This window comes from Bradyrhizobium sp. UFLA06-06 (genome assembly GCF_054820065.1).
In genome coordinates this window covers 75,011-101,406 of record NZ_JADFUD010000011.1, presented here as the reverse complement: position 1 = coordinate 101,406, position 26,396 = coordinate 75,011, and the positions used below count along the sequence as shown (strand labels likewise).

Sequence of the window (26,396 nt, the reverse complement as noted above, 5' to 3'; positions counted from 1 at the left end):
GCGATTCTCCTGATTATATCGCACTGCCTTCGTTTACCGATCGCTAAGACCGCAAGGCGGTGCTAGCCCGGTGCAACGTTCGGACTCCAAGGCTCTGATTCAATGGACCATACCACGCGCCCCGGCCCAGCCTCCGCATCGACGACTCGTGTCGTCGACGTGCTGGTGCCTGTCGCGCTGAACCAGACCTATTCCTACCGCGTTCCGCGCGGCATGGAGCTTGTGCCGGGCGACGTGATCGGCGTTCCGCTCGGGCCGCGCGAGGTCGTTGCGGTGGTGTGGGCGGAAAACGCCAATCCGGATCCGCGGCTGCACAACCGGCTCAAGGACGTCAGCGAGAAACTCGATGTCCCGCCGCTGAAGCCGGAGCTGCGCCAGCTGGTCGACTGGGTCTCCAATTACACTTTGTCGGCACGCGGCATGGTGCTGCGGATGACGCTGCGGATGGGTGACAATCTCGGGCCGGAGCGGACGCGGCTCGGCGTGCGGCTGGTCGGCGAGCCGCCGCGGCGCCTGACGCCGGCGCGCCGGCGGGTGATCGAGGTGCTGTCGGACCGGTTGCTGCACGGCAAGTCGGAGGCGGCGCGGGAGGCCGGCGTCAGTTCCGGCGTGATCGACGGCCTGGTCGACGAAGGCACTCTCACGGTCGAGGCGATGCCGCCGCCGGCACCGCCGCCCGTTCCGGATCCCTCCTACGCGCAGCCGGATTTTTCGCGCGAGCAGCGCAGTGCCGTCGACGTGATGCGGACGCTGGCTGCGAGCGGCAGCTTTCACGTCGCGCTGCTCGACGGCGTCACCGGTTCCGGCAAGACCGAAGTCTATTTCGAGGCGATCGCCGAAAATATCCGTCGCGGCAAGCAGACGCTGATCCTGATGCCGGAGATCGCGCTGACCGGCCAGTTCCTCGACCGTTTCGCGCAGCGCTTCGGCGTGCGGCCACTGGAATGGCATTCGGAGCTGACGCCGCGCACGCGCGCGCGCAACTGGGCCGCGATCGCCGAGGGCAAGGCGCCGGTCGTGGTCGGCGCCCGCTCCGCGCTGTTCCTGCCCTATGCCGATCTCGGCCTCATCATCGTCGATGAGGAGCACGACCAGGCCTACAAGCAGGACGACGGCGCGCATTATCACGCCCGCGACATGGCGGTGGTCCGCGCCCATATCGCCAGGATCCCGATCGTGCTGGCCTCAGCCACGCCGTCGGTCGAGAGCGAGGTCAATGCGCGCAAGGGGCGCTACCAGCGCGTGGCGCTGCCGTCGCGGTTCGGCGGTCAGCACATGCCGCATATCGAGGCGATCGACATGCGCCGCGCGCCGCCGCCGCGCGGCCGCTTCATTTCGCCGGTGCTGGCCGAGCAAATTCGCCATGCGATCGAGCGCCGCGAGCAGGCGCTGCTGTTCCTCAACCGCCGCGGTTACGCGCCGCTGACGCTGTGCCGCGCCTGCGGCCACCGCTTCGCCTGCACGATCTGCGATGCGTGGCTGGTCGATCACCGGTTCCGGCAGCGGCTGGTCTGTCATCACTGCGGCTTCTCGATGCCGCGCCCGAATATCTGCCCGCATTGCGCGGCCGAGGAATCGCTGGCCGCGGTCGGTCCCGGCGTCGAGCGCCTGCAGGAGGAGGCCGCCCACATCTTCCCCGAGGCCCGGACGATGGTGCTGTCGAGCGATCTCATCACCTCGATCGAGACCATGCGAAGCGAGCTCAACGAGATCGCCGAGGGCCGCGTCGACATCATCATCGGCACCCAGCTGGTGGCGAAGGGCCACAACTTCCCGCGGCTCAATCTGGTCGGCGTCATCGATGCCGATCTCGGCCTGAGCAATGGCGATCCGCGCGCCGCCGAGCGGACGTTCCAACTGCTGAACCAGGTGGTCGGCCGCGCCGGCCGCGAGCAGGGCCGCGGCGTCGGCTTTCTGCAGACCCACCAGCCGGAGCATCCGGTGATCAAGGCCCTGATCGCCAATGACCGCGAGGCGTTCTATGCCAGCGAGATCGAGATTCGCGAGCGCACCGGCTACCCGCCGTTCGGCCGGCTGGCGAGCCTGATCGTCTCCGCCGGCGACCGTCCGACTGCGGAAGGTTTTGCCCGCAAGCTCGCCGGGGTGGCGCCGCTCGATGAGCGGGTCCAGGTGCTCGGCCCCGCCGAGGCGCCGCTCGCCGTCATCAAGGGCCGCTACCGCTTCCGCCTGCTGGTGAAGTCGCTGCGCAATGTCGACCTGTCGCAATATCTGCGCGAATGGCTGGCGGCGGGTCCCAAGACCAAGGGCAATCTGAAGCTCGAGGTCGACGTCGATCCGCAGAGCTTTTTGTAGTTTCACCACCGTCATTCCGGGATGGTCCGCAGGACCAGACCCGGAATCTCGAGATTCCGGGTTCGTCGCTTCGCTCCGCCCCGGAATGACGAGGGAGAGGTGGCAAAAGAAAAAGCCTGCCGTCATTTGCGACGGCAGGCCTTTTTGGCGCGAAGCAGGCCTCGCGGCCGTTACGCAACGCAACGCTTACTGAACGCGCTTACGAGACGACCTCAGCGGTGACGCGGCCGACGCCGGCACCAGTCAGGCCGATGGCGCGGGCTGCGCCGGTGGAGAGGTCGAGCACGCGGCCGCGGATGAACGGGCCACGATCGTTGATGGTGACGACGACGCTGCGGCCGCCATGGGTGACGCGGAGCTTGGTGCCGAACGGCAGCGAGCGGTGGGCCGCGGTCATGGCGTTCTGGTTGAAGCGCTGGCCGGAAGCGGTGCGGCTGCCCGACTCATTGCCGTAGAAGGAGGCCATCCCCGAGAACGAGTGACCGCCGGACGGCTGGATCGATGCATTGGCGTCGCGCCAGGACGAGCCTTCGGCGCGGGCGTGGTGATGATGGTGGTGGCGATGATGGTGGTGCCTGGACTTCGCGGACGCCTCGGTCACGCTGCCCCCGACCAGGATAGTTGCGGCTACAAATGCAAGCGCCGTGCGCGAGCGGGTTAGATTGCCCGCCGCCTTCTTGATATTCAGCATTGATAAGACCCTCAGACAGTATTGCCGCTAACACGGCAAGTGGAACCCCCGTCCCTTCGTTGACCAAGGCCGTTTGGTTTCCCAATGAGGCACGAATTGGGCAGTAAATCCGGATTATCTCGTGCTGAAATATCTTGTTACCGCCTTGGGGTAGTCGGTCGAGGTTCCGTAATCTTGCTATTTAACCAATTTTTAACGAGCAATATACTTGCCAATACGGATTATCGAGGCGACGGTAAGTTTTCGGTAAGTAATCGCCAAATGAAACCGCAGCCTGCCCGGAGTTCCCTGCGCGCTCGGCCATAGGCCTATGCAAATTTCGATGGAACAAAATCGCGGCGGCGCGAATCGCACCCGGTGCGCCGAATTTCCGCGCGCCAAATTTTCCCGATTTGGCCGCCGGCTGCGGTCGCCAAAAAGCGCATGCGACAAGGCGGCACTCACGATGCCGTCATGTTGCACCTGCGCGATTGCTATGTTAGCAAAGCCGCGATTTTAACGGTCCCGGCACGTCCTGTGCCGGTCGAAAATCGAAGTCCCGCTTGAATTCCAAGGGCTTGGATCGCTAGGCGCTGCTTTGGTGGCGACGGTTTTTCCCTTGCGAATTTGACAGCAAAAAAGAGCGAGCTCGTGGCTGCTGAAGATCCGTCCGTTTCGGGAGTGTCCGGTCGTTACGCAACGGCCCTGTTCGAGTTGGCGCGCGACGAGCAATCCGTCGATCAAGTCCGGGCCGACCTCGACAAGTTCGAGGCCATGCTCAACGAGAGTGCCGATCTCAAGCGCCTCGTCCGCAGCCCGGTGTTCGCCGCCGACGCCCAGCTGAAGGCCCTGACCGCGGTGCTCGACAAGGCCGGCATCGCCGGCACGTCGGCCAAATTCCTCAAGGTGCTCACCGCCAATCGCCGGCTGTTCGCCGTTGCCGATGTGATCCGCGCCTATCGCGCGCTGGTGGCGAAGTTCAAGGGCGAGGCGACTGCGGAAGTCACCGTCGCCGAGCAGCTCAGTGACAAGAATCTCGACGCGCTGAAGGCCGCACTGAAATCAGTGACGGGCAAGGACGTCGCGCTCAACGTGAAGGTCGATCCCTCCATTATTGGTGGCCTGGTGGTCAAGCTCGGCAGCCGCATGGTGGATAGTTCGCTTCGCACCAAACTCAATTCGATCAAGAACGCGATGAAAGAGGCAGGCTGATGGACATCCGCGCCGCAGAAATTTCTGCGATCCTCAAGGACCAGATCAAGAATTTCGGCCAGGAAGCCGAGGTCACCGAAGTTGGCCAGGTGCTGTCGGTCGGTGACGGTATCGCCCGCGTCTACGGTCTCGACAACGTTCAGGCCGGTGAAATGGTCGAGTTCGAGAACGGTACGCGCGGCATGGCGCTCAACCTCGAAACCGACAACGTCGGTATCGTGATTTTCGGCGCCGACCGCGAGATCAAGGAAGGCCAGACCGTCAAGCGCACCCGCGCGATCGTGGACGCGCCGGTCGGCAAGGGCCTGCTCGGCCGCGTCGTCGACGCGCTCGGCAACCCGATCGACGGCAAGGGTCCGATCCAGGCCACCGAACGCAAGCGCGTCGACGTCAAGGCGCCCGGCATCATTCCGCGCAAGTCGGTGAACGAGCCGATGGCCACCGGCCTCAAGGCGATCGATGCGCTGATCCCGATCGGCCGCGGCCAGCGTGAGCTGATCATCGGCGACCGTCAGACCGGCAAGACCGCGATCGCGCTCGATACCATCCTGAACCAGAAGCCGCTCAACGCCCAGCCGGACGAGAACCTCAAGCTGTATTGCGTCTACGTCGCGATCGGCCAGAAGCGCTCCACCGTCGCGCAGTTCGTGAAAGTGCTCGAAGAGCAGGGCGCGCTGGAATACTCGATCATCGTCGCGGCCACCGCGTCCGATCCGGCGCCGATGCAGTACATCGCGCCGTTCACCGCCTGCACCATGGGCGAATACTTCCGCGACAACGGCATGCACGCCGTGATCATCTATGACGACTTGTCGAAGCAGGCCGTCGCCTATCGCCAGATGTCGCTGCTGCTGCGCCGTCCGCCGGGCCGCGAAGCCTATCCGGGCGACGTGTTCTACCTGCATTCCCGCCTGCTCGAGCGCGCCGCCAAGCTCAACAAGGAACATGGCTTGGGCTCGCTGACGGCGCTGCCGGTCATCGAAACCCAGGCCAACGACGTGTCGGCCTACATTCCGACCAACGTGATTTCGATCACCGACGGTCAGATCTTCCTGGAAACCGACCTGTTCTTCCAGGGCATCCGTCCCGCCGTGAACGTCGGTCTGTCGGTGTCGCGCGTCGGTTCGTCGGCGCAGACCAAGGCGACCAAGAAGGTTGCCGGCAAGATCAAGGGCGAGCTCGCGCAGTACCGCGAAATGGCGGCGTTCGCGCAGTTCGGTTCGGACCTTGACGCCTCGACCCAGCGCCTGCTCAACCGCGGCTCGCGCCTGACCGAGCTCCTGAAGCAGCCGCAATTCTCGCCGCTGAAGATGGAAGAGCAGGTCTGCGTGATCTGGGCCGGCACCAACGGCTATCTCGATCCGCTGCCGCTCAACAAGGTGAAGGCGTTCGAGGACGGCCTGCTGTCGCTGCTGCGCGGCAAGAACGCCGACATCCTCGATGCGATCCGCACCAGCCGCGATCTGTCCGACGACACCGCCGCCAAGCTCAAGACGGCCGTCGAGGGCTTCGCCAAGACGTTTGCATAACGAATGGGGCGTCGCCCGGCTCGCCGCCGGGCGTGACGAACGGAGGCTTGCGATCTGACCGTTGTGGTCGGATCGCCGGGGTGAACGAAGAATGGCGTCACTAAAAGACATGCGGGTCCGCATCGCCTCGACCAAGGCGACGCAGAAGATCACCAAGGCCATGCAGATGGTCGCAGCCTCGAAGCTGCGCCGCGCGCAGAACGCCGCCGAAGCGGCGCGGCCCTATGCCACCAAGATGGATGCGGTGATTTCCAACATCGCCGCGGCAGCCAACGGCACGCCCGGCGCGCCGGCGCTGCTTGCCGGCACCGGCAACGATCAGGTGCACCTGCTTCTGGTCTGCACCGGCGAACGCGGCCTGTCCGGCGCGTTCAATTCCGCCATCGTGCGCCTGGCGCGCGAGCGGGCGAACGCGCTGCTCGCGCAGGGCAAGGAAGTCAAATTCTTCTGCGTCGGCCGCAAGGGCTACGAGCAGCTGCGGCGGACGTTCGAGAAGCGCATCGTCGAGCACCTCGACCTGCGTTCGGTGCGCCAGATCGGCTTCGCCAATGCCGAGGACATCGCCAACAAGGTGCTGGCTCGGTTCGAGGCCGGCGAGTTCGATGTCTGCACATTGTTCTACTCGCGCTTCCAGTCGGTGATCGCGCAGATCCCGACCGCGCAGCAGATCATCCCGCTGGAGGTGACTGCACCCGCGGCCAATGCGGCGCCCTCCACGTCCTACGAATACGAGCCTGAAGAGGACCAGATCCTCGGCAGCCTGCTGCCGCGCAACCTCGCGGTGCAGATCTTCCGCGCGCTGCTCGAGAACAACGCCTCGTTCTATGGCGCGCAGATGAGCGCGATGGACAGCGCGACCCGCAATGCCGGCGAGATGATTCGCAAGCAAACCCTGATTTACAACAGAACCCGTCAGGCCCAGATCACGAAGGAGCTGATCGAGATCATCTCCGGCGCTGAGGCGGTCTAAGGCAGATTTCGAAGGAGAACAGTCCATGGCTACAGCAGCCAATCAGATCGGTCGCGTTACCCAGGTTACGGGCGCCGTGGTCGACGTGCAGTTCGAAGGCCACCTTCCGGCGATTCTGAACGCGCTCGAGACCAAGAACGGCGGTAACCGCCTGGTGCTCGAAGTCGCGCAGCATCTCGGCGAATCGACCGTCCGCACCATCGCGATGGACATCACCGAGGGCCTCGTGCGCGGCCAGGAAGTGACCGACACCGGCGAACCGATCCGGGTGCCGGTCGGCGAAGGCACGCTGGGCCGCATCATCAACGTCATCGGCGAGCCGATCGATGAAGCCGGCCCGATCAAGTCCGACGGCCTGCGCGCCATCCATCAGGAAGCGCCGACCTATACCGACCAGTCGACCGAAGCCGAAATTCTCGTCACCGGCATCAAGGTCGTCGATCTTCTTGCTCCGTACGCGAAGGGCGGCAAGATCGGTCTGTTCGGCGGCGCCGGCGTCGGCAAGACGGTGCTGATTCAGGAGCTGATCAACAACGTCGCTAAGGCGCACGGCGGTTACTCCGTGTTCGCCGGCGTCGGCGAGCGCACCCGCGAGGGCAACGACCTCTATCACGAGTTCATCGAATCGAAGGTCAACGCCGATCCGCACAATCCGGATCCGAGCGTGAAGTCGAAGTGCGCACTGGTGTTCGGTCAGATGAACGAACCGCCGGGCGCCCGCGCCCGCGTCGGTCTGACCGGTCTGACGGTCGCCGAGCACTTCCGCGACCAGGGTCAGGACGTGCTGTTCTTCGTCGACAACATCTTCCGCTTCACCCAGGCGGGCTCGGAAGTGTCGGCGCTGCTCGGCCGTATTCCTTCGGCGGTGGGTTATCAGCCGACGCTCGCGACCGATATGGGCGCGCTGCAGGAGCGCATCACCACCACCCAGAAGGGCTCGATCACCTCGGTGCAGGCGATCTACGTGCCGGCCGACGACTTGACCGACCCGGCGCCCGCCACCTCGTTCGCGCACTTGGACGCCACCACGGTGCTGTCGCGCGCGATCTCGGAAAAGGGCATCTATCCGGCGGTGGATCCGCTCGACTCGACCTCGCGCATGCTGTCGGCGCTCGTCGTCGGCGATGAGCACTACAACACCGCGCGCATGGTCCAGCAGATCCTGCAACGCTACAAGTCGCTGCAGGACATCATCGCCATTCTCGGCATGGACGAATTGTCGGAAGAGGACAAGCTGACGGTGGCCCGCGCCCGCAAGGTCGAGCGCTTCCTGTCGCAGCCGTTCCACGTCGCCGAAGTGTTCACCGGCTCGCCGGGCAAGTTCGTCGACCTCGCCGACACCATCAAGGGCTTCCGCGATCTCTGCCAGGGCAAGTACGACCATCTGCCGGAAGCGGCGTTCTACATGGTCGGCACCATCGAAGAAGCCGTCGAGAAGGGTAAGAAGCTGGCGGCTGAAGCCGCCTAAGCTTTGGGATGTCGTCATCGCCGGACTTGATCCGGCGATCCATCGCACGCGAAGTATTTTGACTGATGGACCCGCGGGTTGAGCCCGCGGGTGAGCGCGCAAAGAACGGAAAGACCATGGCCACCTTCCACTTCGATCTCGTCTCTCCCGAAAAGCTCGCCTTCTCCGGCGAGGTCGATCAGGTTGACGTCCCCGGCGTGGAGGGTGATTTCGGTGTGCTCGCCGGACACGCTCCGGTCATCGCCACGGTTCGTCCGGGCATCCTGACGATCACGGCGGCCGGCAAGCGCGAGAAGGTGATCGTGCTCGGCGGCCTTGCCGAGGTCTCGGACAAGGCCCTCACCGTGCTTGCCGACGTCGCGACCGCGCTTGCGGACATCGATCGCGCGAAGTTCGCCGAGACGATCAACGAGATGCAGGAGAAGCTCGCCGAGAAGGAGGGCTCCGAGCTCGACCACGCGATCGAGCGGCTCGACCACTTCAAGAGCATCCAGCAAGAGCTCAACACGACGGCTATGCACTAGGGCGCGGTTGCTGACCGGCGATCGCGCCTTTGCGTCGAGTGAGCCGACCCCCTTAGTGGAATAGCTCACACTTTTTTCGATCATCGCCTGCGAAGGCTTGAATCATTCAACGCTCGCCACGCCCTGGCGAGCGTTCAATGCTTGTTGCGCGCGGGATCGTCTGGCGGCATTCTCCCCGGCATATCTGGGTTCCGGGGCTGGTATTCATGAAGCGCAGGTCGCAGCGATCCTCGCGGCCGATATTGCAAGTCAGAGCCGATTGGTTGCCGACGATGAGGAAGAGACGCTGCGGCGGCTCGCCTCTTCCCGACAAGTCGGCATCTTCGCGGTCGGCCCGAACGAACGACCTGCAAATATGTGAAGCAGCTTACAGCAGTGATCGTGCACAAATGACAAGCTGCAGCGCGACGACGATTTGGCCCGACCGCTTCGCGACTTCATTCCCGGCATAACGGACAAGCTGCCGTGCTGACTTTCTCCACCGATGCTCTCCGCCCGCAGGACCGTTTCGAGCACTGGTGCGAGGTGCGGGGCAAGAGCCTGTTCGGGGTCACGATCGAACTCGAGCGCGACAAGAGGGCCGATTTCCGCGGGCGCTTCTCCGCGACGCCGGTGGGCAGTGCCGTGCTGGCGCAAATGTCGGCCTCCTCTTATCGCGTCAGCCGGACCGCATCCGACATCGCGCGCGTTCCGAGCAATAGCCTGCATCTCGCCTGGCAGGTGCGCGGCCCCGGCCACATGAATATCGGCCGCGATCGCGTCCAGTTCGTCCGCAACGGCGACCTGGTGTTCGGCCATTCCAATCTTCCGTTCGCCTCGACACCCGAACGGACCGATGGCTTCGACTTCTTCAGCCTCAAGATCCCGGCCACCGACGAGCTCGTGCTCGGCGCGCGGATCGAGGACGCGCCGCCGGTCGCGCTGGCGCGTGATGCGAGCCTGACCCGGCTTGTCGGCGCCATGTTCCGCTCCATGACGCGAGATCTCGCGCAAGCCGGGCAGTTCGCCGACGATGTTGCGCATATGGTGCGCCTGGCGCTGCTCGCGCGCGGTCGCCTGCGGCCACGCCAGGACGAAATCCGTGCCGCGCTGCATGCGGGCTACCTGCATGCCGCCCGTGAAATTCTGCTCCGCGACCTGCATCGTGCCTCGCTCACGCCGGCCGCGGTCGCCGCCGAGCTCGGCATCTCACTGCGGCAATTGCATGCGCTGTTCGAGCCGACCGGCCTGTCATTTGCGCGGACGCTGACGGCGGCAAGGTTGAAGGCGGCGAGGCGTGCGCTCTACGCCATACGGGAGCGCAGCATCGACGAGATCGCGTTCTCGTGCGGCTTCGACAGCATCGCGACCTTCTATCGCGTCTTCCGTTCGACCTACGGCATGACGCCGGGCGACGCGCGGCGCATTCCGCCGCAGGATCAGCCGGCGAATGCCGCGAACCGGGTCGCGACCGCGCGATAGACGTCGCGGCGGAACGGCACCACGAGATCGGCAACGCGGTCGAGGCGCTCCCAGCGCCATCGATCGAATTCAGCCGGCTGGCCGTTGCGCGGCGTCAATGGATCGATCTCCTCGTCGCGTCCGGTGAAGCGCAGCGCAAACCATTTCTGCCGCTGGCCGCGGAATCTGGCCAGCCGGTGCGATGCCGGCCCGTCATAGGCGGGGAATTCGTAGGTCATCCAGTCGGTCTCGCCGAGATAGTCGGCGTTGACCGCCCCGGTCTCCTCCCACAATTCGCGCATCACGGCCTGGCGCGGATCCTCGCCGGCGTCGATGCCGCCCTGCGGCATCTGCCATTCGAGGCCGGGCAGCACGATCTCCGGACCGTCGTCCTTGATCCGGTGGCCGATCAGCACGCGTCCGTCGGCATTGAACAGCGCGATGCCCACGTTGGGGCGATAAGGCTTATCTGATGACATCTCGGTGGCTACGTCGCGCGTCTACCTGGCCGGCTACTTGGCTGCGAGACCGGCAAATTCCTTCACGACGCGCTCATAGACCGGACGCTTGAACGGCACAATCAGCTCCGGCAGATTCTTCATCGGCTCCCAGCGCCAGGTGATGAACTCGGCCTTATGGCCGCCGCCCGGATTGGCGACGTTGATTTCGTTCTCATCGCCGGTGAAGCGCAGCGCGAACCACTTTTGCCGCTGTCCGCGATAGCGGCCCTTCCAGGCGCGGCCCGCAACGGTGCGCGGGATATCGTAGATCAGCCAGTCCGAGACCTCGCCGAGCTTCTCCACGGACTTGATGCTGGTCTCCTCATAGAGCTCGCGCCGTGCGGCCTGAAACGTATCCTCGCCGGGATCGACGCCGCCTTGCGGCATCTGCCAGACATGCGCGTCGTCGACATGCTCGATGCCGCCCGCGCGGCGTCCGATGAAGACCAGCCCTGCTGTATTCAGCAGCATGATGCCGACGCAGGTTCGATAGGGCAGGTCTTCATAACGTGCCATGCTGCCGCTACCTCGCACAGTTCCGGCGCCGCCCCGACCCGGCCCCCCGGCAAGGTCTCGCGCAACACCAACGGATTGATCTTTAGCCCGATTTTGATTTCAGCATCGCCGTTGTCAATGGCACAAGCATAATGCCCTTGGAGTCCAGTGTCTTGAGCCAGGCGCCGAGCCGCTCGATCGAGACCGGCAACGCCGAGGCGACGCCCACCGCCGTGCCGCGTTCCTTGGCGATCGTTTCCAGCTTGACCAGCGCGCGGTCGATTTCCGCCGACGTCGGCACCGCGTCGATGGCGAAATCGGCCTTGGCGAACGGCAATGACTGGCCCGCGGAGAGGGTCTGCGCGACGCTACGCGGGGTGGAACCGTCGTCGAAATAGCTCAGGCCGCGCTTGGCCGCTTCGCGGACGATGGGTTGCATCACGGGATCGGCCGCGACGAACCGGCCTCCCATGAAATTGGCGATGCCGGCATAGCCTTGCAGGCGGCTCAGGTGCCAATAGAAGCGGTCGAGGTTCTGCTCGCTGCTCAGCGTGGTCAGCAGGGTTTGCGGCCCGGGATCGTTGTCGGGATAGTCGAACGGCTCCATCGGGATCTGCAGCAGGATCTCGTGGCGCTGGGTCCGCGCGCGTTCCGCAAGCTTGCCCGGATCGGAGCCATAGGGCGTGAAGGCCAGCGTCACCGCCGGCGGCAGCTTCATGATGGCGTCGGTGGTCTTGGCGGCGCCGACGCCGAGGCCCGCGACCACGATGGCGACCACGGGCATGCGGGCGGCCTTGGCGCGGTCAGCCTCGGCCGCGTAAACCGTAAACGGCTTCAGGCCGTCGGCGACCACCGGGATCATGCCATAGCGTGACTTTTCCAGCAGGCGCGGATCGATGCCGGTCATCGCGAGTGGCGGCGTATCGCCATCGGCCTTGTCGGCCGGATCGCCGGCGCCGATCACCACGTCCTGGCGCTTGCCGCTGGAGCCGTCGATGATGGTGACGGTTCTCGCGTCGCTGGCTGCGGCCGGCGCCTTGGCGGCGGATTTGGCCGCCGGTTCGGCCGCCGCCTGGGCAGCCGGAGCGTGCTTGTCGTCAGCGGCGGCGGGCGGGGGATTGCGGAGCGTGACACGGGCGATCGGCTCGCCGCCGAGCGGGTTGTCGTTGAACAGCGCGATGCCGACAAAGCCGACCAGCACGAGCCCGAGCAGCACGGCGAGCGCCTGCATCGCCGTGAATGGCAGGCGAAAACGGCGCGTCCTGCCCACGGTCTTCTGCCCAAGCGGCGTGCTCAGTTCGTCGGCCGCCTCTGCCATGACCCTCCCCGAATCAACAGCGCGAACGATAGCACGATGCGGTGCATTCCCGCGCGCCGGCCTGCCCGTCAAAGCACGGTTACGGGTGGACACACCGAAAGCAGAAAGGGCGGCCCGCGGGCCGCCCTGTTCGCCGAATCGATCGGATTAAATCAGTTCGCGGCCTTGTTGCCCGGCTTGTCGACCGCGGCCTTGTCGCGCGCAGCCTCCGGCGCCGCTGGCGCGCTCGAGGTCGACTTGATGCCGTGCAGAAGGTCATCGGCCATCTTCAGCGCCTTGTCGTCCTTGGCGTCCGGCGGGACATAGGACTGCGAGCCGGTCTTCTCGTCGCCGTCGTTCTTCAGATGGCCGCGCAGCGAGGCTTCGCCCTTGGTGTCGGTGCGCGCCTTCAGCTCTTCCGGCACGTCCTGCAGCACCTCGATATCGGGCACGATGCCCTTGGCCTGGATCGACTTGCCCGACGGCGTGTAGTAGCGCGCGGTGGTCAGGCGCAGCGCGCCATTGCCCGAGCCGAGCGGGATGATGGTCTGCACCGAGCCCTTGCCGAACGAACGGGTGCCGACCAGCGTCGCCCGCTTGTGGTCCTGCAGCGCGCCGGCGACGATTTCGGAGGCGGAGGCCGAGCCGCCGTTGATCAGCACGATCACCGGCTTGCCCTTGGTCAGGTCGCCCGGGTGGGCGGCGCGGCGCTGGGTTTCCTCGGCATTGCGTCCGCGGGTCGAGACGATCTCGCCACGCTCCAGGAAGGAGTCGGACACCGTGACCGCTTCTTCGAGTAGGCCGCCGGGGTTGTTGCGGAGATCGATGACGTAGCCCTTCAGCTTGTCGCCGATCTGGCCCTGCAGATTGGTGATCTCCTTCTTCAGGCCTTCGGTGGTCTGTTCGTTGAAGGTGGTGATGCGGATATAGGCGATGTCATCGGCCTCGACGCGCGCGCGCACCGAGCGGACGCGGATGTTGTCGCGCACCAGCGTGACGTCGATCGGATTGTCCTGGCCCTTGCGGATGATCTTGAGCTTGATCTTGGTGTTGACCGGACCGCGCATCTTCTCGACGGCCTGGTTCAAGGTCAGGCCCTGCACGGCCTCGTCGTCGAGCGTCGTGATGATGTCGTTGGCCATGATGCCGGCCTTCGAGGCCGGGGTGTCGTCGATCGGCGAGACCACCTTGATCAGGCCGTCTTCCATCGTGACTTCGATGCCGAGGCCGCCGAACTCGCCGCGGGTCTGCACCTGCATGTCGCGGAAGCTCTTGGCGTCCATGTAGCTCGAGTGCGGGTCGAGGCCGGACAGCATGCCGGAGATCGCGGATTCGACCAGCTTGCTGTCATCGGGCTTCTCGACATAATCGCTGCGCACCCGCTCGAACACGTCGCCGAACAGATTGAGCTGGCGATAGGTGTCCGACGTCGCGGCGCGCGCGCTCGATCCCATCAGCACAGCGCGGGGCTGCGTGACGAAAAGCGTCAGGGCCGCGCCGGTGGCGGCGCTAAGGAGAATTACCGAAGTCTTGCGCATCATCCGCGAACCTTTTCGCCTTCATTTGCGGCCCACCATGGACCTGGATCGATTGGAGTGCCGTCTTTCCGGAACTCGACATAGAGCACTGGCTGGCTCGCATTGGTGGCGAGAATGGATGCAACTTGGGACGTCGACCCCATGGTCGCAACCGGCTCCCCCGTAAGTACAAACTGGCCGATGTTTACCGAAATACGCTCCATCCCGGCGATCAGGACATGATACCCGCCCCCGGCATTGAGGATCAAGAGTTGTCCATAGCTGCGGAAAGGACCAGCGTAAACAACCCAGCCGTCACACGGGGTTGTGACCTGCGCGCCCGGCTTGGCTGCCAAAGAAATGCCTTTTTGTACGCCCCCCGCGCCGTCGGAACCGCCAAATTCGCGAATCTTGGTGCCATTCACGGGATAGGAGAACAGGCCCTTGGCCGAGGCGAAAGCGACCGCCGGGCTCATGCGGGCCGGGTCCTTCAGCGCCCCCAGATTCGGCTTGCCGTTAACGGTCGCCGGCGCTCCCTGGAGGCTGGCCGTGGCGGCGGCCTTGGCCGCGCTCTTGAGGTCCTGCTCCATCTTGGCGATCAGGCTCTGCAGATTGTCGGCCTGCTTGGACAGCGCGATGGCGCGGGCGCCTTCGGCCTCCATGTCCTTTTCGGCCGCGCTCTGCTGCCGCTGCCGTTCGTCGACCAGCGCCGCCAGGCGGGTCTGGTCTTCCCTCAGCTTGTCGCGGTCGGCCGCCAGCGCATCGCGTTCGGTCGAGATGGTCTTGCGCAGCGCCACCAGTTCGCCGAGATCGGCCGCAAGCTTCTCGGCGCGGACGCGCAATTCCGGCACCACGGCGCCGAGCAGCATCGCGGTGCGCAGCGATTGCAGCGCGTCCTCGGGCCGCACCAGCAGCGCCGGCGGCGTGCGCCGCCCGGCGCGCTGCAGCGCGGCCAGCACCTCGATTACCTCGGAGCGACGTGAATCGAGCGAGGCGCGGATTTCGCGCTCACGGCCGTCGAGCGGCTGCAGGCGCGCCTCGGCGTCCGCGGTCCGGGTCTCGACGCCGCGCACCTGGCCGGCAATGTCGATCAGCTGCTGATTGAGCTTGCTGCGGTCCTGGCCGATCGCGGCGATATCGGCCTTCAGCTTCTCCTGCAGCTCGGTCGCCTTGCGCTGCTGCTCGCGCGCGGCCTCGAGTTCCTGCTCGCGCTGCTTGATGGCGTCGGGCGATGTCTCTGCTGTCGCGGCCTGCTGTGCGGACGGCGCGGGCTGTTGTGCTGATGGTGTCGCTTGCGCATGCGCCGCGACCAGCGGATAGGCGGCGAACATCGCGATCGACAGCGGCAGCGATGCCGGCAGCCGGCGGCGGCGCGCGGTGCCGACATGCGAAGCCGAATACGAAGCTGTGTCCCGCTTGTGCTGCATTCGCGTGAGCTCAGCGCTTTCGACTGTCCGTCACCACGCCTTACGCGCGATGATAGGGGTGGCCGGCCAAAATGGTCGCGGCGCGATAAATCTGTTCCAAAAGCATGACGCGGACCATTTGATGCGGCCAGGTCGCGGAGCCGAATGCAATTCGCAACAAAGCCTTGCGCTGCAATTCAGGCGAAAGTCCGTCCGCGCCGCCGATCACGAAGACAGTATGTGCTGTTCCCTCGTCGCGCCAGCGGCCGAGCTGCCGGGCAAAGCTCGCACTGTCGATGCTCTTGCCGCGTTCGTCGAGCGCGACCAGCGCGTGCTTCTCAGGCAGCAGCGCGGAGATCGCCGCAGCTTCTTCGGCAATGCGCGCTGCGGTGTCACGCGCGCGGCTTTCCGCGATCTCGTGGATGTCGAGGCCGCGAAACCCGAGCTTGCGGCCGATATCCTCGAAGCGCTCGCGGTAACGCTCGGCGAGCTCCCGTTCAGGGCCCTGTTTCAGACGGCCGATGCAGATCACGACAAGGCGCATCAACGCAGACTAGCTGCGCTGCAGCCGATTCGCATCGGCTACGAACCCCCTTAGACCGCCGCGACCGCCGGGTTCTGAGTCCACAACCGCTCGAGATTGTAGAACTCGCGCACCTCAGGCCTGAACACATGCACGATCACGTCGCCGGAATCGATCAGCACCCAGTCGCAATTGGGCAAGCCCTCGACATGGATGTTCCTGATCCCGTTCTCCTTGAGGCTCTTCGTCACATTTTCCGCGATCGCGCCGACGTGCCGGTTAACGCGGCCCGTGGTGACGATCATGTAGTCGGAATATGCGGATTTGCCCCGAAGGTCGATGGTGACCGTCTCTTCCGCCTTCATGTCCTCGAGGCGGGAGAGGATCAGGCTCAGCGTCTTGTTGGCATCCGGTTTGTCGGCGTCCGGCTGCGCCTGCAAGGCCGCGGTTTTCGTCGATGTTTTACGCGCAGTCTTTGGAACCTTGGGTAAAACAGACTTTGACAATACAGATGTGGCCAGGGACCATTCCTTTCACTGTATCGCGGGTGCCGAATCCTCGGCCCCACGCGCCATACTACGCATGTGGGGTTAATGGTTTCAATATTCCAGTAACCCTTTTGCGCTTCATCCCGTTCTCCAGCTCCCGTCCGGGTTCCGAAGTCCGGTCGAAGACAGATTGGATTTCATTCCTGTCAGGAACACCCAGGCCGGCGCCTGCTGGTCGGCCAGCCGTGTCGCCTGATTTTCGGGCATGCGATAGCGCGCGAGCGCCTGCGCCGCCGGTGCGGCAAGGGCGCGGAAGCTTTGGGGCGGACGGTCGATCACGGCAATCGGCACATCGGACGCGATGCGCCGCCAATCTTTCCAGCGATGAAATTGCGCGAGATTGTCAGCGCCCATGATCCAGACGAAGTGCACGCCGGAGACACGGCGGCGCAAGTGGATGATCGTGTCCACAGTGTAGCTGACGCCAATGACAGCTTCGAGACAGCTGATGTCGATGCGCGGATCGTCGGCAACGCGGCGCGCGGCCTCGGCGCGCTCGGCGAGCGCGTGCAGGCCATCATGGTTCTTCAGCGGATTGCCCGGCGTCAGCAGCCACCACACGCGGTCGAGCTGCAGGCGCTTGAGCGCGAACAGGCTGATGGCGCGATGCGCGGCGTGCGGTGGATTGAACGAGCCGCCAAGCAGCCCGATGCGCATGCCGTTGGTATAGAACGGAAGCGCCTGGGCTGCGGATAACGACACGCTCGATGCTTGCTGCAAGGGCTTACCGTGCGCGTGCGACAATGATCACGGCCGCGTCTGCCCGGTGCCGTGGACGCGGTACTTGAAGCTCGTCAGCTGCTCGGCGCCGACAGGCCCGCGGGCGTGGAATTTGCCGGTGGCAATTCCGATCTCCGCGCCGAAGCCGAACTCGCCGCCGTCGGCGAACTGGGTCGAGGCGTTGTGCAGCACGATCGCCGAATCGACTTCGTTGAGAAATCTCTGCGCGGCAGCGGCATCCTCCGTCACGATCGCATCGGTGTGATGCGAGCCGTGATTCTGAATATGCGCAATCGCTTCGTCGAGACCGTCGACGATCTTCGCCGAGATGATCGCGTCCTCATATTCGGTGTCCCAGTCCTCGTCGGATGCGGGCTTCACCCTGGCATCGGCGCTTTGCACGACGTCGTCGCCGCGCACCTCGCAACCTGCATCGATCAACAGCTCGACCAGCGGCTTCAGCTGCGTTCCGGCAGCCTTGCGATCGACCAGCAGGGTCTCGACGGCGCCGCAGACGCCGGGACGGCGCATCTTGGCGTTCAGCACGACCGCCTTGGCCATATCGAGCCTGGCGCTGGCATCGACATAGATGTGGTTGACGCCCTCGAGATGCGCGAAGACCGGAACGCGTGCCTCCGCCTCGACGCGTGCGACGAGGCTCTTGCCGCCGCGCGGCACGATCACGTCGATGCCGCCGTTCAATCCGGTCAGCATCAGGCCGACGGCCGCGCGGTCGCGGGTCGGCACCAGGGTAATCGCGGCCTCGGGCAGGCCGGCTTCACGCAGGCCCTGTACCAGGCAAGCATGGATCGCGCGGCAGGAGCGGAAACTGTCCGAGCCGCCGCGCAGGATCACGGCGTTGCCGGACTTCAGGCACAGCACGCCGGCGTCGGCGGCGACGTTGGGGCGGCTCTCGAAGATCACGCCGATGACGCCGAGCGGCACGCGGACGCGCTCGATGGTCATGCCGTTCGGCCGCTGCCAGCTTTCGGTGACGGCGCCGACCGGATCGATGATCTCGCGCACGGTCGCGACGCCATCGGCCATGCCGGCGACGCGCGCCTGGGTCAGCGTCAGGCGGTCGACGAAGGCGGAGGTCATGCCGGCGGCGCGGGCCTCGGCGACATCCTCGGCATTGGCGGCAAGGATGGCCGGCGCGTTGGCGCGGATCGCGCGCTCGATCGCGGCGAGCGCCCGGTCCTTCTGCTCCGGCGGCGCCAGCGCCAGCACGCGCGCCGCGGCGCGCGCCTTGGCGGCGAGGTCGGTCATCAGGGCAGTAAGATCGGCGTTGCCGTCGATCGCCTTCAGGGGGGCGCTCATGAAACTACCAGCTTTGGACTAAGGCCATGTTCTAGCATGGCAATTGAAGGGTGGCGAGGCGCGGAACCGGCATGGCAGGTGGGCGGCAGGCCGCTCCGCTCGGCCAATGGCCTATCCAGTTGCTTTATTTGGGCGGGATCGTGCCGGCCGGGCCGATCACGAGGTCGTCGCGATGGATCATCTCGGACCGGCCGCTGATGCCCAGAATGGCCATCACGTCGGGCGAGGAGCGACCCTTGATCTTCTCGGCATTCTCGGCGTCGTAGGCGACCAGGCCGCGGCCGATCTCATGGGTGTCGGGGCCGCGCACCACCACGGCATCCCCGCGGGCGAACTGGCCGTCGACCCGGATCACGCCGGCCGGCAGCAGGCTTTTGCCGGCGCGCAGTGCCGCCACCGCGCCGGCATCGATGGTCAGCGTGCCCTTCGGCTCGAGCGAGCCCGCGATCCAGCGTTTTCGCGCGGTGACGGGATTGGCGGGGGTCAGGAACCAGGTGCAGCGGCCGCCATCGGCGATCGCAGCAAGCGGATGCTCGATCTTGCCGGACGCGATCAGCATATGGGTGCCGGCCGTGGTCGCGATCTTCGCGGCCTCGATCTTCGTGGTCATGCCGCCCCGCGACAGCTCCGAGCCGGCCGAGCCGGCCATGCCCTCGATCTCCGAGGTGATGCTTTCGACGACCGGGATCAGCTTGGCGTCGGGATCGACTGCGGGCGGCGCGGTGTAGAGGCCGTCGATATCGGACAGCAGGATCAGCAGATCCGCGCTCGCCATGGTGGCGACGCGGGCGGCGAGGCGATCATTGTCGCCGTAGCGGATCTCGGTGGTCGCGACCGTGTCGTTCTCGTTGATCACGGGCACCGCGCCCCATTCCAGCAGCTTTGCGATCGTCGAGCGCGCGTTGAGATAGCGGCGGCGCTCCTCGGTGTCCTGCAGCGTCACCAGGATCTGCCCGGCGCCGATGCCGTGATGGCCGAGCACCTCCGACCAGATTCGCGCCAGCGCGATCTGGCCGACCGCTGCGGCAGCCTGGCTCTCTTCGAGCTTCAGCGGGCCGCGCGGCAGCTTCAGGCGGCTGCGGCCGAGCGCGATCGAGCCCGACGACACCACCATGACTTCGCAGCCTCGCTTGTGCAGCTTTGCGATGTCCTCGACCAGTGCGGCGAGCCAGGACGCGCGCACTTCGCCGGCCTGCGAGTCGACCAGCAGCGACGAGCCGACCTTGACGACGATGCGGCGAAAGTTTTTGAGCGCGGGGCGTTTCATGGATTTGGTCTGGCAGGAAGGTGGAAGCAATAGACGCCACAATGTGGCTTGGGAAGTCCAGGCGTTGCGCGGCTCTTGCCGTTCAGCCCTGCGGCACCGGCGTCGCCCACGGCTCCGCCTGGCCCTTGGCCTTGTTGGACACCGGCGCCTCGCCGATCACATCGACCAGCGCGCGAAGCGCATCCTGCACGCCTTCGCCGGTCGCGCCTGACAGCAACAGCGGCGTCTTTTTCGCCGCCCGCTTGAGGCGGTCCTTCTGCTTCTTCAGTTCGTCGGGCGCGACCGCATCGATCTTGTTGAGCGCGACGATCTCGATCTTGTCGGCGAGGTGGCCTTCATAGGCCTCGAGCTCGGTACGCACCGTCTTGTAGGCCTTGCCGGCATGCTCGCAGGTCGCATCGACCAGATGCAGCAGCACGCGGCAGCGCTCGACATGGCCGAGGAAGCGGTCGCCGAGGCCTGCGCCTTCATGCGCGCCTTCGATCAGGCCGGGGATGTCGGCGAGCACGAATTCGCGGCCGCCGAAATTCACCACGCCAAGCTGCGGATGCAGCGTGGTGAAGGGATAGTCGGCGATTCTCGGCCGTGCCGCGCTGACCACCGAGAGGAAGGTCGATTTGCCGGCATTGGGCAGCCCGACCAGCCCGGCGTCGGCGATCAGCTTCAGCCGCAGCCAGATCCAGCGCTCTTCACCCGGCGCGCCGGGATTGGCGTTGCGCGGCGCGCGGTTGGTGGAGGATTTGAAATGCGCGTTGCCGAAGCCGCCATTGCCGCCCTTGGCCAGCACGAAGGTCTCGCCGAGCTCGGTGAAGTCGTGCAGCAGGGTCTCGCGGTCCTCGTCGAACACCTGGGTGCCGACCGGCACTTTCAGCACGATCGACTTGCCGTTGGCGCCATGGCGGTCCTTGCCCATGCCATTGCCGCCCTTCTGGGCCTTGAAGTGCTGCTGGTAGCGGTAGTCGATCAGCGTGTTCAGTCCGTCGACGGACTCGATGATGACGTCGCCGCCGCGGCCGCCATTGCCGCCGGACGGACCGCCGAACTCGATGAACTTCTCGCGCCGGAACGCGACGCAGCCGTTGCCGCCGTCGCCCGAGCGAATATAGACCTTGGCTTCATCGAGGAATTTCATGATCCGCTCTAGTTAGGGCAGGGTGGCCTTTGCGGCAACCCGGAAAGGCCCTGACTTCAGCGAAAAGCCTTAATTTTCGGGCCTTTTTGCGGCCCAGGCGGCTAAGCAGGCCGTCTCCGGACCAGGAATTTCTGCATCCCCTCCAGCACCAGCTCGCGGCGCTGGTTGTGCACGGTCGAGCGCAGCGTCACGACGCCGGTGGTCTTGCCCGGCGACAGCTCGATCACCTCCAGCGCGGGGTAGATGGTATCGCCGGCATAGACCGGTTTCAGGAACTTGCTCGATTGCTCGAGGAAGCCGATCAGCGATTCCTCCACGACATAGGGGAACAATCCGGCGCCGGGCGCGGTGTGCACCAGGGTCTGGAAGCCGTGGGCGAGCAAATCAGGCATGCCGCGCGCGCGGCAATATTCGACGTCGTAATGGATCGGATGGGTATCGCCGCTGGCGGTCTGGAACGCGGCGAACACGGCCGAGGTCTGGGTCCGGCTCGGAATCACGAAGCGCTCGCCGAGCACGAAATCCTCGAACCAGCGCTGCGCGGGGACCATGCGATGCTGGGTGGGGTCGAAGTCGCTCATGCGGCGTTTCCTGCTCTTTTTGTTGCCGGGATCAGCTACCGGTATCGCAGCGACGCAGGTGCGGCAATCCGTTCAATTCGTCATGCCCGGGCTTGTCCCGGGCATCCACGTCATTAAAACCGGACGACTCCGGAACAAAAGCGCAAGTCTGCTCATGAGCCTGTTCGCAAAACTGTCCTCCTACGACGATCGATCGGCGCGGCTCGCCGGCATCGGGTTGATGCTGCTGTCGATCTTCATGTTCTCGTTCGGCGACGCGATGGGCAAATTCATCGTCGCCACCTATTCGGTCGGGCAATTGCTGTGGCTGCGCGCCTGCGCGGCACTGCTCGTGCTGCTGCCGATCGTATGGCAGCGGCGCGCGGATTTCCTGCATCTGGAGCGGCCGTGGCTGCAATTGCTGCGCGTCACGCTGTCGACGGTGGAGGTTGCGGCATTCTTCCTGGCGACCGTCTATCTGCCGCTCGCCGACGTCATCACCTACTATCTGGCCGGACCGATCTTCGTCACCGCGATGTCGGGCCTCGTGCTCGGCGAGCATATCGGCTGGCGGCGCTGGACGGCGATCCTGGTCGGCTTCTGCGGGGTGCTGATCGCGCTCCGGCCGTCGGCGCAGACGATCAGCTGGCCGGCGATGATCGCGCTTGGCGGCAGCCTGTCATTTGCGGTGCTGATGCTGATCACGCGCTCGCTGCGCGCGACGCCCGATATCGTGCTGGCGACGTCGCAGTTCGGCGGCACGTTCATCCTGGGCCTCGTGCTCTCGCCGTTCGGCTGGGTGACGCCGTCAGCCGGCAGCCTCGTGCTGTTCTTCACCGCCGGCATCATCTCGGTCGCGGCGCTGCTTTGCGTCAATCGTTCGCTGAAGCTCGCGCCGGCGAGCGTGGTGGTGCCGTACCAATATTCGATGATCGTCTGGGCGGTGATCTTCGGCTTCGTGGTGTTCGGCGACGTGCCGTCCTGGGCCACGATCATCGGCGCCGCCATTATCATCGCGGCCGGCCTCTACATCTTCGTGCGCGAGCAGCAGCTCGGACGCCCGGACTCCGCGATCAATCCGCCGGCGTAAGGTTGTTCGACAAATTCCGTCATTGCGAGCGAAGCGAAGCAATCCATGGCGCCACAAGCGGAAAGATGGATTGCTTCGTCGCTTTGCTCCTCGCAATGACGGGGGCTAGCTCTCCCGCCGGGTCGAGTTGTTCCAGCTCTTCAGCGACGCCCAGACGCCGCGCGACAGGCGGAAGCAGTCGACCGGGCTCGATGAGCCCAGCGCCTCGAAGCGGTGCAGCTCGACGCCGCCCCACTGGAAGCCGCACTTCTCGAGGATGTTGCGCGACGACGGATTGACGACGCGGGCGCCCGAGATCAGCTGGTCGAGATCGAATTCCTCGAAGAAGTAATCGATCACCGCGCGCGCGGCCTCGGTGCCGAAGCCCTGGCCCCAATAGTCGACGCCGAGCCAGTAGCCGAGTTCGGCCGATGTCTCCTCGCGCCAGTCGATGCCGACCATGCCGATCGGCGTGTGATTGTTCTCGATCAGGAAAACGGTTTCGCGTCCGCCGGCGCCGAGCGCGCGCACGAAGTCGATGGCGTCGTCGTGGGTATAGGGATGCGGCAGGCGGCGGGTGTTCTCCGCGATGCGGCGATCATTGGCGAGGCGTGCGATTGCTTTTACGTCCGCGAGTGTCGGCTTGCGCAATGTCAGCCGTTCGGTCTCGAGGACGCATGCTCTTGCCTCGCGCAAGGTCGGCGTCGGGATGTCCTGCAACATGTCGAGCTCCTGTGATGCGAAAAATCGTTACGCAACGCTTGGAACGTCACGCGCGGTCGAAGTCGAACGCGCGCAACAAAAAGGGGAGGCCGGTCATCCCGCCTCCCCTTGGAGCCCTTTGCGACTCCGCCGGTTCAACAGGACCCGGCGGACTCATGTGTGTCCACCGTCTACTCGGCCGCCTCTGCCATCGGAATAACCGATACGAATGTGCGGCCGTTGGCTTTGGCACGGAACTCGACATGACCCTCGACCTTGGCGAAGAGAGTATGATCGGTGCCCATGCCGACATTAAGGCCAGGATGCCAGGTGGTGCCGCGCTGACGCGCGATGATGTTTCCGGGGATCACGCGCTCGCCACCGAACGCCTTGATGCCAAGGCGCTTGCCTTTGGAATCACGCCCGTTGCGCGATGAACCGCCTGCTTTTTTGTGAGCCATGGCTCGTCTCCGACTTCGCTTTGATCTCTAGATCAATTCCTTGACGGAATCATTTCACGTTTTGTCACGCTTCACATCTGAAAGCGCGACGATCACTTCTTCTCAAGCCTTGGCTGCGGCCTTCTTGGCCGGAGCCTTCTTGGCGGCCGGAGCCTTTGCGGGCGCCTTCTTCTTGGCCGCCTTCGGCGCGGCGTCCTCGCCATCGGCGGGCGCTGCGACCTTTTCCTTCTTCGGCCGCGGGCCGACGGTCGGCTTGGCGTTATCGGCGAGGATCTCGGTGATGCGAAGCACCGTGAGCTCGTCGCGATAGCCGCGCTTGCGGCGTGAATTCTTGCGGCGACGCTTCTTGAACGCGATCACCTTGGCGCCGCGCTTGTGCTGCAGCACTTCGGCTGCAACGGACGCGCCTGCGACGGTGGGCGTTCCCAGCACCGGCGTATCACCGCCGAGCACCAGAACTTCGCCAAGCTGCACGATCGTGCCGACATCGCCGGCGATCTTGCCTATCTCGAGTACATCATTCGGAACGACACGGTACTGCCGGCCGCCGGTTTTGATGACTGCGAACATCGTTTGATTCCTTCGTGTTCGGTTCCGGCCTCGGACGGTTCGCCCGGGTCGGCTTTTTGTTCAGTCGCTATGGGTTATGTGTTTCGCGCGAAGGGAATGAATTCCCAAACTGGATCGCACAAAAACGATCGGCGCGAGAAATCCCCGCGCCGGATGGGCGGACTTATAGCCGCAATCGACCGAGAGTCAAGGTAAAGCAGGGCAAAAACCGGCCAAAAATGAAGGGTTTGGCTTGGTTTTGGTCCCGGATCGGCCCTCAGGCCGCGGTTTGCGCGGCGGCCCGCGCGTGGCGGCGGATGGTCTGGGGCGGCTGGCCCAGCACCCGCAGGAACGCCCGCCGCATCCGTTCGCGGTCGGCAAAGCCGGTCTCACCAGCAATTTCGTCCATCGAATGGCGGCCGTCTCCGATCAGTTCGCGCGCCGCCTCGACCCTAAGATGCTCGATCGCCTTGGCCGGCGACTGACCGGTCTCCGAACGGAAGGCGCGGCTGAACTGGCGCGGGCTGAGCCGTGCGACGGCGGCCAACTCCTCGACCGAGAGCTCGTTGCGCAGATGCGCCTTGGCGTAGTTGAGCGCGTTCTGGATACGATCGGATTTCGGGTCGAGCTCGAGCAGCGCCGAAAACTGTGACTGTCCGCCGGTGCGACGGTGATAGACGACGAGCTTGCGCGCCACCGAACGGGCGACCTCGACGCCGAGGTCATGCTCGACCATCGCCAGCGCCAGATCGATCGTCGCGGTCATGCCGGCCGAGGTCCAGATCGGTCCGTCGACGATATAGATGCGATCCTGCTCGACCTTGAGCCCGGGGAATCGTGCCTGCAATTCGGGGGCGAATTGCCAGTGCGTGGAGACGCGCCGGCCGTCGAGCAGGCCGGCTTCAGCCAGCGAGAAGGCACCGATGCAGGGCGCGGCGATCCGCTGCGATGTCCTCATGGCGCGTCGCATGTAGTCGATCAACTTCGCCGACGCCGGATGAAGCTCGTGGCCGGCGCCGATGAACACCGTGTCGAAGCTGCGATCGCCAAAGGCTTCGGTTTCGACATTGAAGCCGGCGGATGACCGCACCGGGCCGCCAGTCTCCGACAGCAGCGTGACCTCATAGAACGGCTCGCCTGCGATCAGGTTGGCGACCTCGAAGGCAGTGATGGCGGTGAAGCCCATCACCTGGAATTCCGGGAAGACGACGAAGCCGATGTGCTGCATGGAACCCTCCGGCCGTAGTTCTTGTCCTAAAAAGGTGTATATATGACATTTGAGACATGCAAGGGGGCCTGTACAACCTGACCAGCGGCCAAGACCGGCCGCCCCGGTCAAACAGGAGACCAACATGACCAAGTCAGCCAAAGGAACGGCGCTCGTTACCGGTGCGTCGTCCGGAATCGGTGCCCTCTACGCGGACCGGCTCGCACGGCGTGGCTACGATCTGATCCTCGTCGCACGCAACCGCGAGCGCCTCGATGGGCTTGCCAGGCGTCTGTCGGCGGAGACGGGCCGATCGATCGAGATCGTTGCCGCCGACCTCAGCAAGCGCGGCGATGTATCGCGGATCGAATCCATTCTGCGCAGCAATACCGGCATCAGCGTGCTGGTGAACAATGCGGGCGTCGGTGCGACCGCGCCGCTGCTCGCATCCGATGTCGACAAGATGAGCGACTTGATCGCGCTCAATGTCGACGCGCTGATGCGCCTGACCTATGCGGCGGTGCCGGGATTCGTGGCGCGCGGCGGCGGTACCGTCGTCAACATCGCCTCGGTGGTCGGCGTCGCGCCGGAGATGCTCAACGGCGTCTACGGCGGCAGCAAGGCCTTCGTGCTCGCGCTGACGCAGTCGCTGCAGCACGAGCTGAAGGACAAGAACATCCGGGTCCAGGCAGTGCTGCCGGGCGCCACCGCGACCGAGTTCTGGGACGTGGCCGGTACGCCGGTCGAGCATCTGCCCGGCGAGATCGTGATGAAGGCCGAGGACATGGTCGACGCCGCGCTCGCCGGTCTCGACCAGGGCGAAGTCATCACCGTGCCGTCGCTGCCGGAGGCTGCCGATTGGCAGGCCTATGAAACGGCCCGCCAGAAGCTGATGCCGAACCTGTCACGCAGTGCGCCCGCGGCGCGCTACGGGGTGAAAGCCGCCTGAGGCACGCGAAATGCGTCCCGCGCACGGCCGAAGGGCCGCAGCGCGGGA

Annotated in this window: 27 protein-coding genes; 10 read left to right on the top strand and 17 right to left on the bottom strand. The window is 65.1% G+C overall.

The genetic code is table 11. The features are described 5' to 3' along the window. The first annotated feature begins 102 nt into the window (after window positions 1-102). Complete coding sequence (locus IF803_RS12400; protein ID WP_461192318.1) at window positions 103-2,313, top strand: primosomal protein N'; 2,211 nt, start codon at window positions 103-105, stop codon at window positions 2,311-2,313. A 199-nt stretch (window positions 2,314-2,512) separates the two neighbouring features. Here IF803_RS12400 and IF803_RS12395 read toward each other — a convergent pair whose 3' ends face one another. Beyond that, a complete protein-coding gene (locus tag IF803_RS12395) occupies window positions 2,513-3,004 on the bottom strand; it encodes a septal ring lytic transglycosylase RlpA family protein (protein WP_461192317.1) in 492 nt (163 codons plus the stop codon). A gap of 630 nt (window positions 3,005-3,634) precedes the next feature. Between IF803_RS12395 and IF803_RS12390 the strand changes: the two genes are divergently transcribed. The 7 genes from IF803_RS12390 to IF803_RS12360 all read left to right on the top strand — a co-directional run bounded on the left by IF803_RS12390 (window position 3,635) and on the right by IF803_RS12360 (window position 10,147). Further along, window positions 3,635-4,195: a F0F1 ATP synthase subunit delta gene (locus IF803_RS12390; RefSeq protein WP_028336317.1), complete on the top strand. Its 561-nt coding sequence runs from the start codon at window positions 3,635-3,637 to the stop codon at window positions 4,193-4,195. Next, window positions 4,195-5,724, top strand: coding sequence for a F0F1 ATP synthase subunit alpha (gene atpA, locus IF803_RS12385; protein WP_028340804.1), 1,530 nt, complete (start codon window positions 4,195-4,197; stop codon window positions 5,722-5,724). The genes IF803_RS12390 and atpA overlap by 1 nt, the downstream gene beginning before the upstream one ends. Before the next feature lie 91 nt (window positions 5,725-5,815). Further along, window positions 5,816-6,694, top strand: a complete 879-nt coding sequence (locus IF803_RS12380) for a F0F1 ATP synthase subunit gamma (RefSeq protein ID WP_028340803.1) — start codon at window positions 5,816-5,818, stop codon at window positions 6,692-6,694. 25 nt (window positions 6,695-6,719) lie between these two features. Beyond that, window positions 6,720-8,162, top strand: a complete 1,443-nt coding sequence (gene atpD, locus IF803_RS12375; protein ID WP_016843821.1) for a F0F1 ATP synthase subunit beta — start codon at window positions 6,720-6,722, stop codon at window positions 8,160-8,162. 116 nt (window positions 8,163-8,278) lie between these two features. Then, window positions 8,279-8,686: a F0F1 ATP synthase subunit epsilon gene (locus IF803_RS12370; RefSeq protein ID WP_461192316.1), complete on the top strand. Its 408-nt coding sequence runs from the start codon at window positions 8,279-8,281 to the stop codon at window positions 8,684-8,686. Between the two features lie 97 nt (window positions 8,687-8,783). Then, the gene (locus IF803_RS12365; RefSeq protein ID WP_461192362.1) at window positions 8,784-9,047 is read left to right on the top strand and encodes a hypothetical protein; all 264 of its coding nucleotides are present in this window, start codon (window positions 8,784-8,786) and stop codon (window positions 9,045-9,047) included. A gap of 104 nt (window positions 9,048-9,151) precedes the next feature. Further along, window positions 9,152-10,147: a helix-turn-helix domain-containing protein gene (locus tag IF803_RS12360; RefSeq protein WP_461192315.1), complete on the top strand. Its 996-nt coding sequence runs from the start codon at window positions 9,152-9,154 to the stop codon at window positions 10,145-10,147. On the opposite strand, the gene IF803_RS12355 is transcribed toward IF803_RS12360, so the two are convergent. From IF803_RS12355 to IF803_RS12300, 12 genes are all read right to left on the bottom strand, one after another. Further along, on the bottom strand, window positions 10,105-10,605 hold the full coding sequence (locus tag IF803_RS12355; protein ID WP_461192314.1) for an RNA pyrophosphohydrolase: 501 nt from the start codon (window positions 10,603-10,605) through the stop codon (window positions 10,105-10,107). The two genes, IF803_RS12360 and IF803_RS12355, sit on opposite strands and share 43 nt — an antisense overlap. Window positions 10,606-10,638: 33 nt before the next feature. Continuing rightward, on the bottom strand, window positions 10,639-11,142 hold the full coding sequence (locus IF803_RS12350) for an RNA pyrophosphohydrolase (RefSeq protein WP_016843816.1): 504 nt from the start codon (window positions 11,140-11,142) through the stop codon (window positions 10,639-10,641). An 82-nt stretch (window positions 11,143-11,224) separates the two neighbouring features. Further along, window positions 11,225-12,439, bottom strand: a complete 1,215-nt coding sequence (locus tag IF803_RS12345) for a divergent polysaccharide deacetylase family protein (RefSeq protein ID WP_461192313.1) — start codon at window positions 12,437-12,439, stop codon at window positions 11,225-11,227. Between the two features lie 152 nt (window positions 12,440-12,591). Then, on the bottom strand, window positions 12,592-13,959 hold the full coding sequence (locus IF803_RS12340; RefSeq protein ID WP_018269401.1) for a S41 family peptidase: 1,368 nt from the start codon (window positions 13,957-13,959) through the stop codon (window positions 12,592-12,594). Beyond that, entirely contained in the window at window positions 13,956-15,362 is a 1,407-nt protein-coding gene (locus tag IF803_RS12335) for a murein hydrolase activator EnvC family protein (protein ID WP_461192312.1), read from the bottom strand. The genes IF803_RS12340 and IF803_RS12335 overlap by 4 nt, the downstream gene beginning before the upstream one ends. A 40-nt stretch (window positions 15,363-15,402) precedes the next feature. Further along, on the bottom strand, window positions 15,403-15,885 hold the full coding sequence (rlmH, locus tag IF803_RS12330) for a 23S rRNA (pseudouridine(1915)-N(3))-methyltransferase RlmH (protein WP_092087094.1): 483 nt from the start codon (window positions 15,883-15,885) through the stop codon (window positions 15,403-15,405). Window positions 15,886-15,935: 50 nt separating this feature from the next. Beyond that, window positions 15,936-16,304: a ribosome silencing factor gene (rsfS, locus tag IF803_RS12325; protein ID WP_028340796.1), complete on the bottom strand. Its 369-nt coding sequence runs from the start codon at window positions 16,302-16,304 to the stop codon at window positions 15,936-15,938. 186 nt (window positions 16,305-16,490) lie between these two features. After that, window positions 16,491-17,114 (bottom strand): nicotinate-nucleotide adenylyltransferase, encoded by a 624-nt coding sequence (locus IF803_RS12320; RefSeq protein ID WP_028340795.1) that lies wholly within the window; start codon window positions 17,112-17,114, stop codon window positions 16,491-16,493. 45 nt (window positions 17,115-17,159) lie between these two features. Then, window positions 17,160-18,452, bottom strand: a complete 1,293-nt coding sequence (locus IF803_RS12315) for a glutamate-5-semialdehyde dehydrogenase (protein WP_461192311.1) — start codon at window positions 18,450-18,452, stop codon at window positions 17,160-17,162. A gap of 124 nt (window positions 18,453-18,576) precedes the next feature. Further along, window positions 18,577-19,719: a glutamate 5-kinase gene (gene proB, locus IF803_RS12310; RefSeq protein ID WP_038384669.1), complete on the bottom strand. Its 1,143-nt coding sequence runs from the start codon at window positions 19,717-19,719 to the stop codon at window positions 18,577-18,579. Between the two features lie 82 nt (window positions 19,720-19,801). Further along, window positions 19,802-20,851 carry a GTPase ObgE gene (obgE, locus tag IF803_RS12305; protein WP_461192310.1) on the bottom strand — a complete coding sequence of 350 codons (1,050 nt, stop codon included), beginning with the start codon at window positions 20,849-20,851 and terminating at the stop codon, window positions 19,802-19,804. A 101-nt stretch (window positions 20,852-20,952) separates the two neighbouring features. After that, complete coding sequence (locus IF803_RS12300; protein ID WP_137484028.1) at window positions 20,953-21,432, bottom strand: MaoC family dehydratase; 480 nt, start codon at window positions 21,430-21,432, stop codon at window positions 20,953-20,955. 154 nt (window positions 21,433-21,586) lie between these two features. Between IF803_RS12300 and IF803_RS12295 the strand changes: the two genes are divergently transcribed. Further along, window positions 21,587-22,501, top strand: coding sequence for a DMT family transporter (locus tag IF803_RS12295; protein ID WP_461192309.1), 915 nt, complete (start codon window positions 21,587-21,589; stop codon window positions 22,499-22,501). Window positions 22,502-22,606: 105 nt separating this feature from the next. Here IF803_RS12295 and IF803_RS12290 read toward each other — a convergent pair whose 3' ends face one another. The 4 genes from IF803_RS12290 to IF803_RS12275 all read right to left on the bottom strand — a co-directional run bounded on the left by IF803_RS12290 (window position 22,607) and on the right by IF803_RS12275 (window position 25,420). Beyond that, a complete protein-coding gene (locus tag IF803_RS12290) occupies window positions 22,607-23,203 on the bottom strand; it encodes a GNAT family N-acetyltransferase (RefSeq protein ID WP_016847847.1) in 597 nt (198 codons plus the stop codon). A gap of 170 nt (window positions 23,204-23,373) precedes the next feature. Then, entirely contained in the window at window positions 23,374-23,643 is a 270-nt protein-coding gene (gene rpmA, locus IF803_RS12285) for a 50S ribosomal protein L27 (protein WP_016847848.1), read from the bottom strand. A 102-nt stretch (window positions 23,644-23,745) separates the two neighbouring features. Further along, window positions 23,746-24,213 carry a 50S ribosomal protein L21 gene (rplU, locus tag IF803_RS12280; protein WP_016847849.1) on the bottom strand — a complete coding sequence of 156 codons (468 nt, stop codon included), beginning with the start codon at window positions 24,211-24,213 and terminating at the stop codon, window positions 23,746-23,748. A 256-nt stretch (window positions 24,214-24,469) separates the two neighbouring features. After that, window positions 24,470-25,420, bottom strand: coding sequence for a GlxA family transcriptional regulator (locus tag IF803_RS12275; RefSeq protein ID WP_461192308.1), 951 nt, complete (start codon window positions 25,418-25,420; stop codon window positions 24,470-24,472). Between the two features lie 124 nt (window positions 25,421-25,544). Here IF803_RS12275 and IF803_RS12270 point away from each other — a divergent pair, with 124 nt between their 5' ends. Further along, window positions 25,545-26,348: an SDR family NAD(P)-dependent oxidoreductase gene (locus IF803_RS12270; protein WP_461192307.1), complete on the top strand. Its 804-nt coding sequence runs from the start codon at window positions 25,545-25,547 to the stop codon at window positions 26,346-26,348. The last annotated feature ends 48 nt before the right edge of the window (window positions 26,349-26,396 follow it).